Here is a 20,284-nt window from a genome sequence, read left to right on the forward strand (position 1 = left end):
ACGTCTGGGGAAAGTAAATAGCATGCTCATTTCGGGCAATCAGATATTTTCCTAAACCCGGAAAAGACACTGTATCGATATTTTTCCGTACAGAATGAAACCCGATAACTGATTCAAAAGAAGGGAAATTAGAAATAGAGGCAGGATTTGGATACAGAACCACGAAGGTGAAGGCGATAAACCCGCAATAATAAAAAAGCCGCGATATTCGCGGCTTTCAGTACGGGATACCGAGGGATTACATCAGCGGCTGCGCCAGTTGCACCAGCGAAATCAGCGGCTGCGGGTAGAGACCCAGCAGCAGAACCAACACCGACGAAATCAGTACCACAACGCCACCCGCGGTCAACGCCCAGTTATTCGGCGTATCGCGGTTCAGGGTTTGCGGCGCACTCAGATACAGACTTATCAATACGCGCAGGTAGTAATACAGGCCGATGGCGCTACCTACCACCACTGCCGCGCTCAGCCACCACAGGTGGGCATTCACGCCTACCGCCAGCACGTAGAATTTGCCGAAGAAGCCCAGCGTCATCGGAATACCCGCCAGCGACAGCATCATCACCGTCATCACCGCCGACAGAATCGGCTTATGCCAGAACAGACCGCGGTAAGAGAACAGCGAATCCGCATCCGGACCCCGATACGGGCTGGACATCAGGCTGACCACGCCAAACGCGCCCAGGCTGCTGAACAGGTAACCGGCCAGATACACGCCGATGGTTTCCAGCGCCAGTTGCTGAGTCTGCACCGCGATCAGCGCCACCAGCAGGTAACCCAGATGCGCGATGGACGAGTACCCCAGCAGACGCTTGATGTTGCTCTGCGCCACCGCCATCAGGTTACCGAACAGGATCGACGCGAAAGCGATCACGCCCAGCGTGGTGCGCACCGATTCGGCGTCCACCAGCGGCGCATACAGGAACAAACGCATCACCGCGCCGAAGATGGCGATCTTACTGGCGGTCGCCAGGAAGGTAGACACCGGCGCCGGCGCCCCCTGATACACATCCGGCGTCCACAGGTGGAACGGCACCAGCGACAGCTTGAAGCCCAGCCCGACCAGCATCATACCCAGGCCGGCCAACAACAGCGGCGCATGCAACTGGTGGTCGTTCAGGCTCTTGCCAAGGCTGGCGAAGCTCAGGCTGCCGGAATCGGCATACACCAGCGCCATACCGAACAGCAGGAACGAGGACGCAGCGGCGGACAGCAGCATGTATTTGATGGCTGCTTCCAGCGAACGCTTCTGCCGGAAGGCATAGCCCACCATACCGAACAGCGGCAGGGAGATCAGTTCGATGCCGATGAAGAACGCCGCCAGATGGTTGGCGCTCGCCAGCAGAATACCGCCCAGTGCGGCAATCAACACCAGCAGATAGAACTCATCTTTGTTGTCCGGGTAGCCTTCCAGCCACGGGTAGGCGAACGTGCTGGTCGCCAGACTCGCCGCCAGCACCAGGCCGGTATAGAACATCGAAAATCCGTCCACCCGGATCAACGGGGTGACATCGGTCGGCCCAACCTGGCCGACCAGATACAGCGATAACAACGCGATGTTCAGGCCGATGACCGTCAGCGTAGCGTTGACAAAATGGTTGCGTCGCCACGCAATGCACAGCATCACAACCACGACTGTCAATCCAACGATTAACAGTGGCGATATCGCGATTAGTTGTTGAGGAGTTATTGTCATGGCGAATTACAGCCCTGTCGTTGAAATTGTTGAACCCTGAACCGATGACGTAAACCATTGCTGGATATTGGCCATCGCCGCGCTGGACGTATCCAGGATCGGCTGCGGATAAACGCCCAGCAGCACCAGCAACACCACCAGCAGCAGAATAAGCGACAGTTCGCGCGCGCTCATTGCCTGCAAAGGCGTGTCCGATTTAGCGGCGCCGTAGAAAGCGCGCTGCATCATCACCAGCGAATAAACGGAAGCAAACACCAGACCGAAAGTGGAAATCACCGTAATCACCGGCACCACCGGGTAGCTGCCGAACAGAATCATGAATTCGCCGACAAAGTTACCGGTACCCGGCATCCCGAGCGTGGCTACCGCGAAAAACAGCGACAGCGCAGGCAAGTAGCGAATACGCCCCCACAAACCGCCCATCTGACGCAAATCGCGAGTGTGAAGGCGTTCATACAGCTGACCGCAAATGATGAACATACCGGCGGCCGACAGGCCGTGGGCAATCATCTGCACCACCGCGCCCTGATAGGCCAGTTGACTGCCGGAATAGATGGCAATCATCACAAAGCCCATGTGCGACACCGAGGTGTAAGCGATAAGACGTTTGATGTCGGTCTGTTTGAACGCCATCCAGGCGCCGTAGAAGATGCCGATGACACCCAGCCACATGGCGATCGGCGCAAAATCGTGAGAAGCGTTCGGGAACAGCGGCAGGCTGAAACGCAACAGACCGTAGGCGGCGGTTTTCAGCAGAATCCCCGCCAGGTCGACCGAACCGGCGGTCGGCGCCTGACTGTGCGCATCCGGCAACCAGCCATGCAGCGGCACCAGCGGCATTTTCACCGCGAAGGCGATAAAGAAGCCCAGCATCAACGCATATTCCAGACCGTAGGACATCGGCGTTTTCAACAGACGGGAATAATCGAAGGTCCATTCGCCGGTGGCATTATGGTGTACAAACACCAGCGCCAGAATGGCGATCAGCATCACCAGACCGCTGGCCTGCGTATAGATAAAGAACTTGGTCGCCGCCGCGATACGGGTCTTGCCATCAGAGCCTTTGTGTCCCCACAGAGCGATCAGGAAGTACATCGGCACCAGCATCATTTCCCAGAAGAAGAAGAACAGGAACATGTCGATGGACAGGAAGACGCCAATCACACCGCCGAGAATCCACAGCAGGTTGAGATGGAAGAAGCCCTGATAGCGTTGAATCTCACGCCAGGAACAGAGGATCGCCAGCACGCCCAGCAGGCCGGTCAGCACGACCATCAGCAATGACAGTCCGTCAAGCGCCAGGTGAATCGAGATACCAAAGCGCGGTATCCAGTTCAGCACGAACTCCGACTGCCATTGCGGCAGGCCCGTCGGTGTCGCCAGCGAAAAGCCGCCCTGCAGCCACAACTGCAGTGACAGCGCCAGTGTCAGCCCCATGGAGATCAGCGCGATCCAGCGCGGCACGCGAGTGCCAAAACGCTCGAGCTGCCAGCACAGCAGGCCGCCGATAAAGGGGATAAGAATCAGCCAAGGTAGTAGCATGGCGTTTTGTGTCCCTAAATTAAAGAAAACGAAAAACTTGCTGCCTGCGGGGCCACTCATCAGCGAGCGCCCCGCCCCTCTGCATTACCGCATCGCTTAGACCAGCAACAGCAGCGCCAGCACCACCACGGCGCCGACCCCCATTGAGGCGACATACCAGCGCACCTGCCCGTTTTCGCTGACGATCAGCGCACGGTTGCCCCAGCGGGTCAGGATGGCCGGAATGTTCATCAGCGCATTGAGCGGGTCACGCTGCAGCAACGTCGCAATAGCCAGATACGGTTTGACGAAGACCTTGTCATACAGCCAGTCGAATCCCCAGGCATGGAACCACCATGTCGAGAAGAAACGGCCCGGCGCGCTGTTGGCGATGCTCGTCACCAACTGACGTTTGCCCAGCCACAGCGCGGCCGCCAGCAGAATACCGGCAATCGCCACCACGCCGGAGGCGATTTCCAGCGTCATGACCTGACCGTGCTCAAGCTCGGTCGTGGCCGGCAGTACGCCGTGCAGCGGCAGTGCAATCTGAGCGCCGACAAAGGTGGACAGCACCAGCAGTACCAGCAACGGCAGGTGATGGGAAATCCCCTTGCCTGCGTGGGCCTTGGTTTTTGCTTCACCGTGGAACACGATAAAAATCATCCGGAAGGTGTACAGCGACGTCATGAACGCCCCCACCAGACCGGCAATCACCAGATTAATGTGACCGTTAGCCCAGGCGCCTGCCAGAATTTCATCCTTACTGAAGAAGCCGGCGGTGACCATCGGCAACGCCGCCAGCGCCGCGCCGCCCACCAGGAAGCAGGCATACACCAGCGGAATGGTTTTACGCAGACCGCCCATCTTGAAGATGTTCTGCTCGTGATGGCAGGCCAGGATCACCGAACCGGACGACAGGAACAGCAGCGCCTTGAAGAACGCATGGGTCATCAGGTGGAAAATAGCGGCGTCCCACGCCTGTACGCCAAGCGCCAGGAACATGTAACCAATCTGACTCATCGTCGAGTAGGCCAGCACGCGTTTGATATCGGTTTGCACCAGCGCGGCGAAACCGGCCAGCAACAGCGTGACGGCGCCCACATTGGCGACCAGATTCAGCACGTCCGGCGCCAGCAGGAACAAGCCGTGGGTACGGGCGATCAGATACACGCCCGCGGTCACCATGGTCGCGGCGTGGATCAACGCGGAAACCGGCGTCGGACCGGCCATCGCATCCGCCAGCCAGGTCTGCAACGGCAGCTGCGCCGATTTACCGACCGCGCCACCCAACAGCATCAGCGTCGCCCAGGTGATCGCCGGAGAACCTTCGGCCAGATGCTGCGGCGCCAGTACCATCAGATCGCGGAAGTTCAGCGTCCCCAACTCGCGGTACAGGATAAACAGCGCGAACGCCAGGAACACGTCGCCCACGCGGGTCACGATGAACGCTTTCATCGCCGCGGCGCCGTTGTTCGGGTTGGTGTAGTAGAAACCGATCAGCAGGTAACTGCACAGCCCCACCCCTTCCCAACCGAGGTACATCAGCAGCAGGTTGTCCGCCAACACCAACACCACCATGCTGGCGATAAACAGGTTGGTGTAGGCGAAGAAGCGGGAATAACCCTCTTCACCGCGCATGTACCAGGAGGCGAACAGGTGGATGAGGAAGCCCACGCCGGTCACGACCGACAACATGGTCAGCGACAGCCCGTCCAGCGCCAGCGTGACGCCGATGTCGAACTTGCCGACCGTCATCCAGCTCCACAGATGCTGGCTGAAGAAGGTCACCCCACCAGGCTGTTGCTGGCTGAGGAAATCCACCACGGCTCCGCCAGTCACCAGCGCAGCCAACCCAATAGACCCCACCCCGACGGTGGCGGAAACATTTTCCGACCAGCGCCCGCGAGAGAAGGCCAGCAACAGGAATCCGATCAGCGGAAACAGAATTGTTAAGTAGAGTAAGTTCATCCGCGCATCTCACTGACAGTATCAATATTCAGGGTCTGACGGCGACGATACAGCTGCAGCAGCAGCGCCAGGCCAATACTGGCTTCCGCCGCGGCCAGCGTAATAGCCAGGATATACATCACCTGACCATCCGGTTGCCCCCAATAGCTGCCGGCGACCACGAAAGCCAACGCCGCAGCGTTAATCATGATTTCCAGGCAGATCAGCATGAACAGAAGATTGCGGCGAATCACCAGCCCGGTCAGCCCCAGCACGAAGAGGATGGCCGCCAGCAGCAAGCCATGTTGTAGCGGAATCATGCGCGTTCCTCCGTTATTTTCTTGTCGGCATCCTGATCTTTGGCAATCAGCTCTCCGCGCTTGTCTTCACGGCCGATGTGGAAAGCCACCACCAGACCCGCCAGCAGCAGCATCGACGCCAGCTCCACCGCCAGCACATACGGCCCGAACAGGCTGATGCCGACCGCTTTGGCATCCACGATATTGCCCGCGATGTTCTGACCGGTGACGCTAAGAATCCCTTTGACGATAACCGCCAGCAGAATCAGGGACAGCACGCCCGGCCCTATCCATACGCTGGGTTTCAGCCACAGTTTTTCCTGCTCATCCACCGAGTTGCCGAGGTTCAGCATCATCACCACGAAGACGAACAACACCATGATGGCGCCGGCGTAAACGATTATCTCCAGCGCCCCGGCGAAATACGCCCCCAGCGAGAAGAACACACCGGCCACCGCCAGTAACGAAACAATCAGATAAAGTAATGCATGTACTGGATTGGTATGGGTAATGACACGCAATGTTGCCAGTACCGCAATAATCGCAGTCGCATAAAAAGCGAATTCCATGCTTGGCTCCTTAGGGCAGCAGGCCTTTAACGTCAATGGGTTTGGCTTCGTTTTCGGCTTCGCCCTTCTCTTTCCCATCAACAGCCATACCGGCCATCCGGTAGAAGTTGTATTCCGGATATTTACCCGGCCCCGAGATCAGCAGATCGTCTTTTTCGTACACCAGATCCTGACGCTTGAACTCACCCATTTCGAAATCGGGAGTCAGCTGAATAGCCGTGGTCGGGCAGGCCTCCTCGCACATGCCGCAGAAAATGCAGCGGGAGAAGTTGATGCGGAAAAACTCCGGATACCAGCGGCCATCCTTCATTTCCGCCTTCTGCAGGGAGATACACCCTACCGGGCAAGCCACGGCGCACAGGTTGCAGGCTACACAACGCTCCTGTCCGTCCGGATCGCGGGTCAGCACAATGCGGCCGCGAAAACGCGGCGGCGGATTCACCGGCTCTTCCGGATACATTTTGGTTTCACGCTTTTTAAACGCGTTGGAACCCACCATGCAGATACTGCGTACCTGGGTGCCGAAACCAATCAAAAGTTCTTTCAGTGTCATGGTTTATTCACCCCTATCAAGCGTTGTACAGAATGACTGCGGCGGTCGCCAGCAGGTTCAGCAGCGTCAGCGGCAGACACACCCGCCAGCCGAATGCCATTACCTGGTCATAACGCGGACGTGGCAACGAAGCGCGAATCAGGATGAACATCATCATGAAAAACGCCGTCTTCAACGCAAACCAGACGAACGGCGGCAGGAAAGGTCCGTGCCAGCCACCGAAGAACAGGGTCACGATCAACGCGGAAACCGTTACGATACCGATGTATTCGCCAACGAAGAACAGACCGAACTTCATCCCGGCATATTCGATATGGTAGCCATCCGCCAGTTCCTGCTCGGCTTCCGGCTGGTCGAACGGATGACGGTGACATACCGCTACGCCAGCGATCGCAAAGGTAATAAAGCCAAAGAACTGCGGGACCACGTTCCACACCGTGGACTGCGCATTGACGATATCGGCCATGTTGAACGAGCCGGCCTGCGCCACCACGCCCATCAGGGACAACCCAAGGAACACTTCATAACTCAGCGTTTGCGCAGAGGCGCGCACCGCGCCCAGCAGCGAGTATTTGTTGTTACTGGACCAGCCGGCGAACAGCACGGCATAAACCGCCAACCCCGCCATCATCAGGAAGAACAGCACCCCAATGTTCAGATCGGCCACCTGCCAGGTCGGGCTGACCGGTACGATGGCGAACGACAGCAACAGCGAAGTAAAGGCAATCACCGGCGCCAGGGTGAAAATCACCTTGTCGGCAAACGGCGGCGTCCAGTCTTCCTTGAAGAACATCTTGAGCATGTCCGCCACCAGTTGCAGCGAACCGCCCCAGCCCACGCGGTTAGGCCCGTAACGCCCCTGGAACAGCGCCAGCAGACGGCGCTCCCCCATACTCATGAGCGCGCCGCAGCTCACCACGACCAGCAGAATCACGATCGCTTTGCCGACGGTGGCCAGAATGTCCAGTACTTCCGGAGTCAACCAACTCATTGCGCAGCCTCCCGCAGCATTTCAACGGTCGCGCCCGCCAGCACCGGAGCAATCCCCGGGAAGCCCAGCGGCAAACCAACCTGGCCCTGACGCAGCTCAGTGCTCAGACGCACCGGCAGACGCAGCGTCTGACCACCACAGGTGATGTCCAGCAACGCGCCGGCATTGACGCCCAGCAATGCGGCATCGGCCTGATTCACTACCGCGCAAGCCTGCGGCATACGCTGCTGGATAACGCCGGAGCGCTGCGACAGCTCGTCACTGCCGAACAGGTTGTAGTAAGGCGCAACCTGCCACTGCCCTTGTTGCGGGGCAAACGGCGCAGGAATCTGGCTGAAATACGCCAGCGAAGCGTCGCCGGCTTCGATCAGGCGCACGCCCGGATCGCCGTGGCGCAGATGTCCGCCCACTTCATCCTGGAATTTGTTCCACGCCTGCGGCGAGTTCCAGCCCGGCGCCCAGGCAAACGGCACCTGCTGACGCTCGGCCAGCGGACTGTTGTTCCCTTCCATTGAGAAGGTGAACATGGTGTCCTTATCCTGCGGCTGACGCGGCTCATGCACGCTGATGTTGGCGCGCATGGCGGTACGACCGCTGTAACGATGCGGTTCACGCGCCAGTTTCTGGCCCTTGACGCGGAAGGAGGCATCCGGCGCGGCGCCTTTGATCGCGGCCAACTGCGGCAACGCATTAACGCAAGCGTCAATCACGTGGTCCAACTGCGTCCAGTCCACCTGACGGCTGTTGTAGGTGATGTACAGGGAATGCAGCCAGCGCCAGCTTTCCAGCATCACCACCTTGCTGTCGTAGTAGGTCGGGTCATAGACCTGGAAGAAACGCTGGGCGCGGCCTTCCTGGTTGACGAGCGTACCGTCGCTTTCCGCAAAGCTGGCGGAGGACAGCACCAGCCCAGCCTTGTCCATGATCGCGGTGCGTTGATGATCCAGCACAATCAGGTTGGCGGCTTTCGCCAGCGCGGCATCCACACGGGCGGCCGGCGCATGACGATACAGGTCGTTTTCCAGCACCACCACGCTGTCGGCTTCGCCGGTTTCCAGCTGCGACAGCGCTTCATCCAGCGAACCGCCGCCCATCATGGTTACGCCCATGCTGTTGGCGGAGGCAGCCACAAAGGTAATGCCGACATCGGAGCCACGGCCTTTCAGCGCCTTGGCGACGTTGGCGGCGGCGGCGATCACATCGTCGCTGCCTGCGTTGGTGCCGGAGATAATCAGCGGCTTACGCGCGCCAGCCAGCGCCTGAACAATCACGTCCACTTTCTGGCTGAGATCGGCCGGCAGATCGCTGACCGCCGGCGCGGCATTGTCGAGCGCGTGGGCAATCGCAAAACCGAGTCGGGCCTGCTCAGCCACCGGCGCGCGATAACTCCAGGCGGCGATATCGTCCAGACGGGTGCTGTCGACGTTGGTGACGAACAGCGGGTGTTTGGCGTGCTGACCGATGTTCAGGATCGCCGCAATCTGCCAGTCGGCCACTTTCTGAGCCGCCGCCATTTCACGGGCTTTACCTTTCACCGCCTGACGCACCGCCAGCGCAATGCGCGCGCCGGTCTGGGTCAGATCTTCGCCCAACACCAGCACGGCGTCGTAGCCTTCGATTTCACGCAGAGACGGCGTATGCACCCCGCTCTCTTTCAGCACTTTCAGCATCAGCTGCAGGCGATGTTGTTCCGCCTGAGAGACGCCAGTGTAGAAGTTGCCGGCGCCGACCAGTTCGCGCAACGCGAAGTTGCTTTCCACGCTGGCGCGCGGCGAACCAATACCGATCACCTTCTTCGCCTGACGCAGCACATCGGCGGCGCCCTGCAGCGCCTGCTCGGCGTTCAGCGCGATCCAGTCATCACCGCGGCGTTGCAGCGGCTGACGCGGACGATCTTTCAGGTTGACGTAGCCGTAACCAAAACGGCCGCGGTCGCACAGGAAATAGTGGTTCACGCTGCCGTTATAGCGGTTTTCGATACGGCGCAATTCGCCATAACGCTCGCCCGGGCTGGTGTTGCAACCCACGCTGCACTGCTGGCAAATGCTGGGCGCGAACTGCATGTCCCATTTGCGGTTATAACGCTCGGAATGGGTTTTGTCGGTGAAGACCCCGGTCGGACAGACTTCCACCAGGTTGCCGGAAAATTCGCTTTCCAGCACACCGTCTTCCGGACGACCGAAATAGACGTTGTCATGCGCGCCGTAAACGCCCAGGTCTTTGCCGTCGGCGTAATCCTTGTAATAACGCACGCAACGGTAACAGGCGATACAGCGGTTCATTTCGTGGGAGATGAACGGGCCGAGATCCTGATTATGGTGTGTACGTTTGGTGAAACGGTAACGACGGAAATTGTGGCCCGTCATTACGGTCATGTCCTGCAGATGACAGTTGCCCCCTTCCTCACAAACCGGACAGTCGTGCGGATGGTTGGTCATCAGAAATTCCACAATCGTCTTGCGGAACTGCTTCGCCTCATCATCGTCAATGGCGATAAAGGTGCCATTCGACGCCGGCGTCATACAGGACATCACCAGACGACCACGGGTATCTTCCGCGTTCTGGTACTGCTTGACCGCACACAGGCGACAAGCACCGACGCTCCCCAGCGCCGGGTGCCAGCAAAAGTAGGGGATATCAAGTCCCAGAGACAGACAAGCCTGCAGCAGGTTATCCGCTCCGTCCACTTCATATTCTTTGCCGTCTACATGAATCGTTGCCATAGTCAGCATGCTTCCATAACAGCCCGCCTCGGCGGGCACTAATCAAAAATTCTGTCTGCGGGATGAATCGGCGTTTAATCCCGGCGTGATGCTCAACACGCCGGATTGCGCGATTACCAGCGCTGTTTCAGCAGGTTGGGCTGAATGCCGCCAATCGGTTTGGCGTTACTGACAACCTGTCTGGCGATGCCTGCCTCGAATTCGTCCCGGAAATATTTAATGGCGCTCTGCAGCGGTTCGACCGCCCCCGGCGCGTGAGCGCAGAAGGTGTTGCCCGGCCCCAGGAAGCGGCACAGCTGCTCCAGCGTTTCAATGTCGCCCGGCTGCCCTTCCCCACGCTCCAGTGCGCGCAGAATCTTGACGCTCCACGGCAGGCCGTCGCGGCACGGCGTACACCAGCCGCAAGACTCACGGGCGAAGAACTCTTCCAGATTGCGCGTCAGCGATACCATGTTGATTTCATTGTCGACCGCCATCGCCAGCGCCGTACCCAGACGGCTGCCGGCCTTGCCGATATTTTCGAAATCCATCGGCAGATCCAGATGCGCATCGGTCAGGAAGTCGGTACCGGCGCCGCCGGGCTGCCAGGCTTTCAGCGTCAAACCATCACGCATACCGCCGGCGTAATCTTCCAGAATCTCGCGGGCGGTGGTACCAAACGGCAACTCCCACAGGCCCGGGTTTTTCACCCGACCGGAGAAGCCCATCAGCTTGGTGCCGGCGTCTTTACTCTTACCGGCAGACAGCCCCTGATACCATTCCACACCATGCTCGATGATGGCCGGCACGTTGCACAGCGTTTCCACGTTGTTTACGCAAGTGGGTTTGCCCCATGCGCCGGCGGAAGCCGGGAACGGCGGTTTAGAGCGCGGGTTGGCGCGACGGCCTTCCAGCGAGTTGATCAGCGCCGTTTCTTCACCACAGATGTAGCGACCGGCGCCGGTGTGCACAAACAGCTCGAAATTAAAGCCGGTGCCCATAATGTTTTTGCCAAGCAGCCCTGCTTCTGTCGCTTCAGCGATAGCACGACGCAAATTAGCCGCCGCTTCAACGTATTCGCCGCGCAGGAAGATATAGCCGCGATAGGCTTTCAGCGCATAAGCGCCGATCAGCATACCTTCCACCAGTAGATGCGGCATCTGCTCCATCAGCAGGCGGTCTTTGTAAGTGCCCGGCTCCATCTCATCCGCGTTACACAGCAGATAGCGGATATTCATGCTTTCATCTTTCGGCATCAGGCTCCACTTGAGACCCGTGGAGAAACCCGCGCCGCCGCGACCACGCAGGCCGGCATCCTTGACCAGAGTCACCACCTCATCCTGCGCCATGCCGGTCAGCGCCTTTTGGGCTCCTGCATAACCGTTCTTGCTGCGGTATTCGTCCAGCCACACCGGCTGTTTGTCTGCGCGCAGACGCCAGGTCAGGGGATGCTGTTCAGCCGTCAGAACAATGTTTTTACTCATTGATACTGCTCCAGTAACGAATCGATATCTTCAGGCTTCAGCTGACTGTGGGTGTCCTCGTCGATCATCATGGTCGGACCCTTGTCGCAGTTTCCCAGACAGCAGGTCGGCAGCAGCGTAAAGCGGCCGTCAAATGTAGTCTGGCCGGGCTTGATATTCAGCTTTCTTTCCAGCGCCGCCTGGATCCCCTGATAACCGGTGATATGACACACCACACTGTCGCAGTAACGGATTACATGGCGCCCGACCGGCTGACGGAAAATCTGGCTGTAGAACGTCGCCACGCCTTCCACGTCGCTGGCAGGAATACCGAGAACCTCGGCAATGGCGTCAATCGCGCCATCCGGCACCCAGCCACGGTGTTTCTGCACAATCTTCAGCGCTTCAATAGACGCGGCGCGCGCATCTTCGTAGTGGTGTTTTTCATGCTCGATAGCGTCGCGCTCTGTGTCACTTAACACAAAAACATCGCTGGCGGCCTGCGCCGGAGCATCGATCGAATCCTGAGTGTTGTTATGTTCGTGCATAATTAGCGGTCCACATCTGACATGACAAAATCAATACTACCGAGGTATACGATCAGGTCGGATACCAGACAACCGCGAATCACCGACGGAATCTGTTGCAAATGCGGGAAACTCGGCGTGCGGATACGGGTGCGGTAGCTCATGGTGCTGCCGTCACTGGTCAGGTAGTAACTGTTAACCCCTTTGGTGGCCTCGATCATCTGGAATGACTCGTTAGCAGGCATCACCGGCCCCCAGGAAACCTGCAGGAAGTGGTTAATCAGCGTTTCAATGTGTTGCAGCGTACGCTCTTTCGGCGGCGGCGTGGTCAGCGGATGGTCGGCCTTGAACGGACCTTCCGGCATATTTTTCAGGCATTGTTCCAGAATACGCAGACTCTGACGCAGCTCTTCCACTTTCAGCATCACGCGGCTGTAGCAGTCGCTGATGCCGTCGCCTACCGGTACTTCAAAGTCGAAGTTTTCATAACCGGAATAAGGCCGTGATTTACGCACGTCGAATGCGATGCCGGTAGCGCGCAGACCGGCGCCGGTTACGCCCCACTCCAGCGCTTCTTTGGCGTTATAGGCGGCTACGCCTTGTGAACGCCCTTTCAGGATGCTGTTTTGCAACGCCGCCTTGATGTAGGTATCCAGACGCGCCGGCATCCAGTCGAGGAATTCACGCAGCAAACGTTCCCAGCCGCGCGGCAGATCGTGCGCCACGCCGCCGATACGGAACCAGGCCGGATGCATGCGGTAGCCGGTAATCGCTTCCACCAGATCGTAAATTTTCTGACGATCGGTAAACGCAAAGAACACCGGCGTCATCGCGCCGACGTCCTGAATAAAGGTACTGATGTACAGCAGGTGGCTATTGATGCGGAACAGTTCGGACAGCATGACGCGGATAACGTTCACGCGCTCAGGCACCTCGATACCGGCCAGCTTTTCCACCGCCAGTACATACGGCATTTCGTTCACGCAGCCGCCGAGGTATTCGATACGGTCGGTGTAAGGGATATAGCTATGCCAGGACTGGCGTTCACCCATTTTTTCCGCGCCGCGGTGGTGATAGCCGATATCCGGAATACAGTCGACGATCTCTTCGCCGTTAAGCTGCAGAATGATACGGAAAGCACCATGCGCGGACGGGTGGTTCGGCCCCAGGTTCAGGAACATGAAGTCTTCGTTGTCGGTACCGCGCTTCATCCCCCACTCTTCCGGTTTGAAAGTCAGGGATTCCATCTCCATGTCTTCACGCTGTTTGGTCAGCACGAAGGGATCGAACTCGGTGGCGCGCGCCGGGAAATCCTTACGCAACGGATGCCCCTGCCAGGTCTGCGGCATCATGATGCGCGTCAGGTGTGGGTGCCCTTTGAAGGTAATGCCAAACATGTCCCACACTTCGCGTTCGTACCAGTTAGCGTTGGGGAACAGTTTGATCAGGGTCGGCATGTTCAGATCGTTTTCCGACAGTGCCACCTTCAGCATGATATCGCGGTTGCGCTCAATCGAAATCAGGTGATAGAAAACGGTGAAGTCGGCGTCCGGCAGGCCCTGGCGATGGGTACGCAGACGCTCATCCACGCCATGCAGGTCAAGCAGCATCACATAAGGTTTGGGCTGTTTTTTCAGAAAAGCCACTACGTCCAGCAACTGCTCACGTTTCACCCAAACCACCGGCAGGCCAGTGCGGGTTGCCTGAACGGTAAATGCTTCCGGTCCAAAACGGTTACACAGCTCGCTGACGACCGGATCATCCAGATGATCACGGGTTTGCCACGCAGGCAGAGCGACATCGTGCGTCGTTAAATCTGTCATAAATATGTCACCACAGTAAACGTGCTATTTCTGTGACTGATAATGGCTACACACGATTTATCGTGATATGAATTTATCGTGATCTTACGTAGCCACTACAGCCTTCACTCACAGGGTCAAATCTCATCAGGAGAACGCAGATTGGTTACCGCAATGCGCTCTCCCCGTTTACGTTCGCGCTCGGATTGCATATTGGCGCGGTAAACCCCCTGATCGCCTACCACCCATGACAGAGGGCGGCGCTCCTTACCGATGGACTCTTTCAGCAGCAACAGCGCCTGCATGTAGGCTTCCGGACGCGGCGGGCATCCCGGGATGTACACATCAACCGGCAGGAACTTGTCCACGCCTTGCACCACGGAATAAATATCGTACATACCGCCGGAATTCGCACAGGCCCCCATGGAAATTACCCATTTTGGCGCCAGCATCTGGTCGTACAAACGCTGAATGACCGGCGCCATTTTCAAAAACGGCGTACCGGCCACAACCATGAAATCCGCCTGACGTGGTGAGGCGCGGATAACTTCAGAACCAAAACGCGCAACGTCATGCACCGAAGTAAACGACGTCGCCATTTCCACGTAGCAGCAGGAAAGACCGAAGTTGTAAGGCCACAGGGAATTGCTGCGCCCCCAGTTGACCATGCTGTGCAGCGACTGTTCGAGGTTGCCCATGAAAACGCTGCGATTGACATGCTGTTCAAGCGGATCGCTGACAATCTCTTGCTTCTGGAGGGGGTAACGGTCGTTCTCACCGTCCGGGTCAATGCGGGTGAGCGTATAATCCATCTTCTAAATGCCTCGCTATTACTGCTGATGAGTGTTGGTGGTCTGAGTCACGACATTGGATTTCACGACTTGTCTTTTGGAACGCGACGGCGTCCAGTCCAACGCGCCGATACGCACCAGATAGATCAAACCAGCCAACAACACCAAAATGAAAATTGTGGCCTCGACGAAGCCTATCCAGCCGCTTTCCCGGATAGATACGGACCAGGCGTAGAGATAGAGGGCTTCAACGTCGAAAATAACGAAAAACATGGCGACCAGATAAAACTTGGCGGAGAGGCGCAACCGCGCGGAGCCAACGGAATCGATACCTGATTCATAAGGAATGTTTTTGTGTCTGGCCCGGGCTCTGCCTCCCAACAGGAAGCCGCCGAGCAGCATAAAGCCGCAGAGACCTACAGCAACGATAACGAATAGCGCAAAAGCCCAGTGATGGGCGAGGACTTCAGTAGTTGTTGACATACTCTTGCTTACTCATCAAAAGTGATCAGACACCTGCTCTTTTGTCGGCAGTTCGTCGCCACATCGATTAAAAGGAAGGATTTTTCGCCACAAAAACACCACAACTTATAAGGTTAAGCGGCTGTTTAATGAGGCCTGATTCCCTGTTATGTAACCTTATTTTCAACGCCACTAAAAATAACAGCACATTACTTTACATGCACGCAGTTTCGTTAACATTTTGTGTGTAACACGTTGACTAAATCGAGTCAGTCAACCGCTTCACGTTAACGATTCCACCCACACAAAGCCCTTATTGGCAGGGTGACTATAACATTTTCGGCAAGAATTCCTGTTCCCCCATAGTGTTAATAGGGGTATTTTTTGATCCAGGGCACACTTTTTTCATTTATGTTAGTAAAAAAATTGCGTCAATTGCTCAACCATTAACCTTTTCATTCGGTCAACATGGCTTTAAAAAAATAGAAATGCAGTTTTAATAAAAAAAGAACACAAACAGCGCATTAGACAAAGAGGGACAAAACGGACGCACAGAAGTGAACGGACAAACCGTGGTGAGAAAACCAGCATGGCAAAGACTGACTGAAGGATGGAAGCCTAAGCCATAGCGGGGCCTTTCACCCCGCTATGTTTGTACTCAGGTAATATCTTTTAATGATTCATCTGCCGGCGGTTCCCGCGTATCGTTTTCCGTTCCTGTGCTGACCGGCAGCAAATGCGAACGGGTACCGGACTCGATAGCGCTGAAAATGGCATTGGTCAGCTCGTTGTCATGATCCGGATTCCTGCACAGGTAATAGCGAGTATCAGGCAGTTTCGGCAAGCCTTCCTCTTCACCCAGCACGCGCAGTTCCGGACTCATCATTTCTACCGAACGCACGGTAATCCCAAGACCGGCTTTTACCGCCGCACGCACCGCAGACAACGTAGAGGCGACGTAAGAGATCTTCCACGGAATACCTGCGGCGGTCAGTTGCTCCAGCGCCAGCGCGCGGAACGGGCTCGGTTCATCCAGCACCACCAGCGAAACAGTCTCTCCCGGCTGGTACTGATAATCGGCCGAGCAATACCATAACGTCGGTGACGTGCGTAGCAACACATGCGGCAAATCGTCGCTGTTGCTCGTAGTAATGACCAGATCAATTTTCCCCTGTTGCAGCATATCCGCCATTTCTGCGCTGCGTTTGATACTGACGGCGATCGACAGTTTCGGGAACACGGTAGTCACGCGCTGCAGGATGAAAGGCAGGATGGTATCCGCCGTGTCATCAGACGCGCCGATAGTCAGGGTGCCCTGAATATCGCTATACATCAGAGAGGCGCAGGCCTCATCGTTAAATTGCAGGATTTTTCTGGCATATCCAAGGAACTGGATGCCATGCTCGGTCAGCAGCTTGTTTCGCCCGTGGCGGGCAAACAGCTCCTTACCAATCAACTGCTCCAGACGCTGCATCTGTTGGCTCACTGCCGACTGTGTTCTGCACACAGCCACAGCGGCGGCTGCAAACGTGTTCAAATCTGCAACAGCGACGAACGTTCTCAACAGATCGAGATCAAGGTTGAGGACAGGGCGACTTGTATTTGTCATACGGTTCTTCACTTATCTATTTTAATTTTTAACAAACATACCTGGTGTTGATGTTGATGCCCCGGCAAGGGCCGGACGCACAATATAAGACGGACAGTATCGCAGACGAACGGTTACGGCAAAAGGCCATGTATATTCCTTTGTCCGAATCGCCTCTTCCCTCAGCCTCCTTATTTAAGCATCTTATGACGTAATCAGACTTTCAAAAAGAACCCTTTTATTTATTTTAGATAATAAAATAAAAATCAAAAAAAAACCAGCTGTCTCACTTCACCGGCAATTTACAATGAAGGGATATAAGATTTTGATTGCGCTTACGTTATGACACACGCTCACCCAAATAAACGACATCTCTTATTTTTCACTTTTAACGCATGCTTTGTGCATCATTGATTCTCTGTTTGCTTGAAAAAGACATTACGTTTAAAACATCAGCAAACTCTTAAATCGCGCTATTCAATTTGAAATCCCGTTTTAATTCAATCATAAAAACCATCAAGCCACCTGATGAATTCACTTCACTATCCTTTCACTTCCCCAAAAGTAGCTCTCAGACCAAACCTGGCGCCGTTCGCACGCAAATACCATTAATACAGTGAGTTACTATCACCATCTGACTCAGTTTTTATGTAAAGATTAATAAATTTTTGTAAATTTGTTAAATAACACGCAAGAATGTCACATGTAACATAAATTTTCATGAAGTTACGCGAGGAGGTTTTCTCCAGTCAAAGAATTATCTTATGAGCAATGAGATATACCCTGTCTTTTTTATTCTTACCCTGATTTCTTCACTATTCGTTTAAATAACTCCATTTTTTTATTATCAGCGAGTTGGCTGCGTTTTATTTTTTTCGGATAAGATACGCCCCCTTCATTTCCACATAGAGAAACATTTCCTTGCTCTTCTGCCATTACCGTATTTAAAAAATGGTTTTTTTATAACCCTCACGGCAGCCATCATTTTATGATACCGGTTTCAGCGTTTGAATCAGGTATAAAAAATACCTCAATTGCTGCCGAGATTATTCCTTGCGGCCACCATCTGGACATGATTAATGCTTCGTCATGCGATCCGGCTGGATAATTTACCGGCACCAGAGGCTGTTTTATAGATCCCGCTCTCAATCTCGGGTCAAAAACCCAAAGCGCCATCACAGATCAATTACACTTCATTAACAATGGTGTCATTTGTCGCTCTGGCTCTGAGCGTTATCTGGAACCGGCTTCACAGCCATGGTAATGATTCTTCAAAACACACGGCGGGAAGAGTACATTAGGCGGGTTAGGCGATTACTCATCAGGAATAGGATCCTGTAAAAGGTTTGTTAAATGTCACCGATAGAAAAATCGAAAAAACTGGAAAACGTTTGTTACGATATTCGTGGTCCGGTATTAAAAGAAGCAAAACGGCTGGAAGAAGAAGGCAACAAGGTACTCAAACTGAACATCGGCAACCCGGCGCCTTTCGGGTTCGATGCGCCGGATGAAATTCTGGTGGATGTCATCCGCAATCTGCCGACTGCGCAAGGCTACTGCGATTCCAAAGGGCTCTATTCCGCCCGCAAGGCCATCGTACAGCACTATCAGGCTCGCGATATGCGCGACGTGACGCTGGAAGACGTCTATATCGGCAACGGCGTTTCCGAACTGATCGTCCAGTCGATGCAGGCATTGCTGAATACCGGTGACGAAATGCTGGTGCCGGCGCCGGATTACCCGCTGTGGACCGCGGCCGTGTCGCTTTCCAGCGGCCATGCGGTGCATTACCGCTGTGACGAAGAGTCGGGCTGGTTCCCGGATCTGGATGACATTCGCAGTAAAATCACCCCTCGTACCCGCGGGATCGTGATCATCAACCCCAATAACCCGACCGGGGCGGTGTACAGCAAAGAACTGCTGCTGGAAGTGGTCGAGATTGCCCGCCAGCATAACTTGATCATTTTCGCCGACGAGATTTACGACAAGATCCTCTACGATGACGCTCAGCACCATTCGATTGCCGCGCTGGCGCCTGACCTGTTAACCGTCACCTTCAACGGTCTGTCCAAAACCTATCGTGTGGCCGGGTTCCGTCAGGGCTGGATGGTGCTGAACGGACCGAAAAAGCACGCTCGCGGTTATATTGAAGGGCTGGAAATGCTGGCGTCGATGCGTCTGTGCGCCAACGTGCCGATGCAGCATGCTATTCAGACCGCGCTGGGCGGTTACCAAAGCATCAGCGAATTCATTCATCCTGGCGGACGTCTATACGAGCAGCGTAATCGCGCCTGGGAACTGATCAACCAGATTCCCGGCGTATCCTGTGTCAAACCGAGCGGAGCGCTGTATATGTTCCCCCGCATTGACGCCAAACGCTTCAACATTCATGACGACCAGAAGCTGGTACTGGACCTGCTGCTGCAGGAAAAGGTGCTGCTGGTACAAGGCACCGCCTTCAACTGGCCGGAACCAGACCACCTGCGTATCGTAACCCTGCCGCGTGTTGACGAACTGGAAATGGCGATCAACAAATTTGGCCGTTTCCTGGAAGGTTATCACCAGTAATCAGGATGACGCCCGGCACCGCACTGGCGCCGGGCATGTTTGCGCCCCTGCAGCCTGAGCCTTTTCCCGCTCCCCCCGGCCTGATTTGCTTCTTGATGCCGGAGCCGCCACAATGAACCCCTAATGCTGTACACCGAGAGACACTTATGGTTCAAAGTCATTTCTTCGCCCACTTGTCCCGCCTGAAACTGATTAGCCGTTGGCCGCTGATGCGCAATGTCCGGACCGAAAATGTCTCCGAGCACAGCCTGCAGGTAGCGTTTGTCGCTCATGCCCTCGCGGTGATCAAAAACCGTAAATTCAATGGCAATCTCAATGTTGGTCGCATTGCCCTGCTGGCGATGTACCATGACGCCAGTGAAGTGCTGACCGGCGACATGCCCACCCCCATCAAGTATTACAACGCTCAGATTGCCCACGAATACAAGAAGATTGAAAAGATTGCCCGCCAGAACCTGATTGCGATGCTGCCTGCCGAACTGCAGCAGGATTTCAGCCCGCTGCTTGATGAATCCCATATCAGCGAAGAAGAGCACGCCATCGTGAAACAGGCGGATGCGCTTTGCGCGTACCTGAAGTGTCTGGAAGAACTGTCGGCCGGCAATAACGAATTTTTGCTGGCCAAAGCCCGACTGGAAAAGACGCTCCAGCAGCGCCAGAGCCCGGAAATGGATTATTTCATGACGGTGTTTATTCCAAGCTTCAGCCTGTCGCTGGATGAAATCAGCCAGGAGTCGCCGCTTTAGTCAGCCACCAATGAGCGCGGCGCACAGCCTGACAGCAGGTCAGTCAGGCTGTTTACACA

16 protein-coding genes are annotated in these 20,284 nt (G+C 55.8%); 2 read left to right on the forward strand and 14 right to left on the reverse strand.

The genetic code is table 11. The features are described from left to right. Window positions 1–238: 238 nt before the first annotated feature. The 14 genes from nuoN to lrhA all read right to left on the reverse strand — a co-directional run bounded on the left by nuoN (window position 239) and on the right by lrhA (window position 16,932). A complete protein-coding gene (gene nuoN / locus CPA59_RS15075) occupies window positions 239–1,696 on the reverse strand; it encodes an NADH-quinone oxidoreductase subunit NuoN (RefSeq protein ID WP_038919638.1) in 1,458 nt (485 codons plus the stop codon). Window positions 1,697–1,702: 6 nt separating this feature from the next. Continuing rightward, window positions 1,703–3,238, reverse strand: coding sequence for an NADH-quinone oxidoreductase subunit M (nuoM, locus tag CPA59_RS15080; RefSeq protein WP_038919639.1), 1,536 nt, complete (start codon window positions 3,236–3,238; stop codon window positions 1,703–1,705). A 96-nt stretch (window positions 3,239–3,334) separates the two neighbouring features. Beyond that, a complete protein-coding gene (gene nuoL, locus CPA59_RS15085) occupies window positions 3,335–5,185 on the reverse strand; it encodes an NADH-quinone oxidoreductase subunit L (protein WP_107759918.1) in 1,851 nt (616 codons plus the stop codon). Continuing rightward, window positions 5,182–5,484 (reverse strand): NADH-quinone oxidoreductase subunit NuoK, encoded by a 303-nt coding sequence (gene nuoK / locus CPA59_RS15090; RefSeq protein WP_012769142.1) that lies wholly within the window; start codon window positions 5,482–5,484, stop codon window positions 5,182–5,184. The genes nuoL and nuoK overlap by 4 nt, the downstream gene beginning before the upstream one ends. Then, window positions 5,481–6,032, reverse strand: a complete 552-nt coding sequence (gene nuoJ, locus CPA59_RS15095) for an NADH-quinone oxidoreductase subunit J (protein WP_038667497.1) — start codon at window positions 6,030–6,032, stop codon at window positions 5,481–5,483. The genes nuoK and nuoJ overlap by 4 nt, the downstream gene beginning before the upstream one ends. Before the next feature lie 10 nt (window positions 6,033–6,042). After that, window positions 6,043–6,585 carry an NADH-quinone oxidoreductase subunit NuoI gene (nuoI, locus tag CPA59_RS15100; RefSeq protein WP_013318702.1) on the reverse strand — a complete coding sequence of 181 codons (543 nt, stop codon included), beginning with the start codon at window positions 6,583–6,585 and terminating at the stop codon, window positions 6,043–6,045. 16 nt (window positions 6,586–6,601) lie between these two features. After that, a complete protein-coding gene (nuoH, locus tag CPA59_RS15105; RefSeq protein WP_038667494.1) occupies window positions 6,602–7,576 on the reverse strand; it encodes an NADH-quinone oxidoreductase subunit NuoH in 975 nt (324 codons plus the stop codon). Next, a complete protein-coding gene (nuoG, locus tag CPA59_RS15110; protein ID WP_107760859.1) occupies window positions 7,573–10,299 on the reverse strand; it encodes an NADH-quinone oxidoreductase subunit NuoG in 2,727 nt (908 codons plus the stop codon). The genes nuoH and nuoG overlap by 4 nt, the downstream gene beginning before the upstream one ends. Before the next feature lie 113 nt (window positions 10,300–10,412). Beyond that, a complete protein-coding gene (nuoF, locus tag CPA59_RS15115; RefSeq protein ID WP_013318705.1) occupies window positions 10,413–11,762 on the reverse strand; it encodes an NADH-quinone oxidoreductase subunit NuoF in 1,350 nt (449 codons plus the stop codon). Beyond that, window positions 11,759–12,289 (reverse strand): NADH-quinone oxidoreductase subunit NuoE, encoded by a 531-nt coding sequence (nuoE, locus tag CPA59_RS15120; RefSeq protein ID WP_038667491.1) that lies wholly within the window; start codon window positions 12,287–12,289, stop codon window positions 11,759–11,761. Before nuoE ends, nuoF begins: the two co-directional genes overlap by 4 nt. A 2-nt stretch (window positions 12,290–12,291) precedes the next feature. Next, complete coding sequence (nuoC, locus tag CPA59_RS15125) at window positions 12,292–14,091, reverse strand: NADH-quinone oxidoreductase subunit C/D (protein WP_038667488.1); 1,800 nt, start codon at window positions 14,089–14,091, stop codon at window positions 12,292–12,294. Window positions 14,092–14,207: 116 nt separating this feature from the next. Beyond that, window positions 14,208–14,882 carry an NADH-quinone oxidoreductase subunit B family protein gene (locus CPA59_RS15130; protein ID WP_012885398.1) on the reverse strand — a complete coding sequence of 225 codons (675 nt, stop codon included), beginning with the start codon at window positions 14,880–14,882 and terminating at the stop codon, window positions 14,208–14,210. 18 nt (window positions 14,883–14,900) lie between these two features. Continuing rightward, complete coding sequence (locus CPA59_RS15135; RefSeq protein WP_038667485.1) at window positions 14,901–15,344, reverse strand: NADH-quinone oxidoreductase subunit A; 444 nt, start codon at window positions 15,342–15,344, stop codon at window positions 14,901–14,903. A gap of 637 nt (window positions 15,345–15,981) precedes the next feature. Beyond that, entirely contained in the window at window positions 15,982–16,932 is a 951-nt protein-coding gene (gene lrhA, locus CPA59_RS15140; protein WP_038919642.1) for a transcriptional regulator LrhA, read from the reverse strand. 1,332 nt (window positions 16,933–18,264) lie between these two features. Here lrhA and CPA59_RS15145 point away from each other — a divergent pair. After that, window positions 18,265–19,479 carry a pyridoxal phosphate-dependent aminotransferase gene (locus tag CPA59_RS15145; RefSeq protein WP_038667479.1) on the forward strand — a complete coding sequence of 405 codons (1,215 nt, stop codon included), beginning with the start codon at window positions 18,265–18,267 and terminating at the stop codon, window positions 19,477–19,479. Window positions 19,480–19,625: 146 nt separating this feature from the next. Then, window positions 19,626–20,225: a 5'-deoxynucleotidase gene (gene yfbR, locus CPA59_RS15150; RefSeq protein ID WP_038667475.1), complete on the forward strand. Its 600-nt coding sequence runs from the start codon at window positions 19,626–19,628 to the stop codon at window positions 20,223–20,225. Window positions 20,226–20,284: the final 59 nt, after the last annotated feature.

It is taken from the genome of Dickeya sp. Secpp 1600 (assembly GCF_003049805.1).
Classification (GTDB): domain Bacteria; phylum Pseudomonadota; class Gammaproteobacteria; order Enterobacterales; family Enterobacteriaceae; genus Dickeya; species Dickeya fangzhongdai.

Bases quoted from the DNA above. Each gene is read 5' to 3' on its own strand.
- nuoH (WP_038667494.1), bottom strand. From the start codon at position 7,576: ATGAGTTGGTTGACTCCGGAAGTACTGGACATTCTGGCCACCGTCGGC.
- yfbR (WP_038667475.1), top strand. From the start codon at position 19,626: ATGGTTCAAAGTCATTTCTTCGCCCACTTGTCCCGCCTGAAACTGATT.
- nuoE (WP_038667491.1), bottom strand. From the start codon at position 12,289: ATGCACGAACATAACAACACTCAGGATTCGATCGATGCTCCGGCGCAG.
- CPA59_RS15130 (WP_012885398.1), bottom strand. From the start codon at position 14,882: ATGGATTATACGCTCACCCGCATTGACCCGGACGGTGAGAACGACCGT.
- CPA59_RS15145 (WP_038667479.1), top strand. From the start codon at position 18,265: ATGTCACCGATAGAAAAATCGAAAAAACTGGAAAACGTTTGTTACGAT.
- nuoF (WP_013318705.1), bottom strand. From the start codon at position 11,762: ATGAGTAAAAACATTGTTCTGACGGCTGAACAGCATCCCCTGACCTGG.
- nuoJ (WP_038667497.1), bottom strand. From the start codon at position 6,032: ATGGAATTCGCTTTTTATGCGACTGCGATTATTGCGGTACTGGCAACA.
- nuoC (WP_038667488.1), bottom strand. From the start codon at position 14,091: ATGACAGATTTAACGACGCACGATGTCGCTCTGCCTGCGTGGCAAACC.
- nuoL (WP_107759918.1), bottom strand. From the start codon at position 5,185: ATGAACTTACTCTACTTAACAATTCTGTTTCCGCTGATCGGATTCCTG.
- nuoI (WP_013318702.1), bottom strand. From the start codon at position 6,585: ATGACACTGAAAGAACTTTTGATTGGTTTCGGCACCCAGGTACGCAGT.
- CPA59_RS15135 (WP_038667485.1), bottom strand. From the start codon at position 15,344: ATGTCAACAACTACTGAAGTCCTCGCCCATCACTGGGCTTTTGCGCTA.
- nuoK (WP_012769142.1), bottom strand. From the start codon at position 5,484: ATGATTCCGCTACAACATGGCTTGCTGCTGGCGGCCATCCTCTTCGTG.
- nuoG (WP_107760859.1), bottom strand. From the start codon at position 10,299: ATGGCAACGATTCATGTAGACGGCAAAGAATATGAAGTGGACGGAGCG.
- nuoM (WP_038919639.1), bottom strand. From the start codon at position 3,238: ATGCTACTACCTTGGCTGATTCTTATCCCCTTTATCGGCGGCCTGCTG.
- nuoN (WP_038919638.1), bottom strand. From the start codon at position 1,696: ATGACAATAACTCCTCAACAACTAATCGCGATATCGCCACTGTTAATC.
- lrhA (WP_038919642.1), bottom strand. From the start codon at position 16,932: ATGACAAATACAAGTCGCCCTGTCCTCAACCTTGATCTCGATCTGTTG.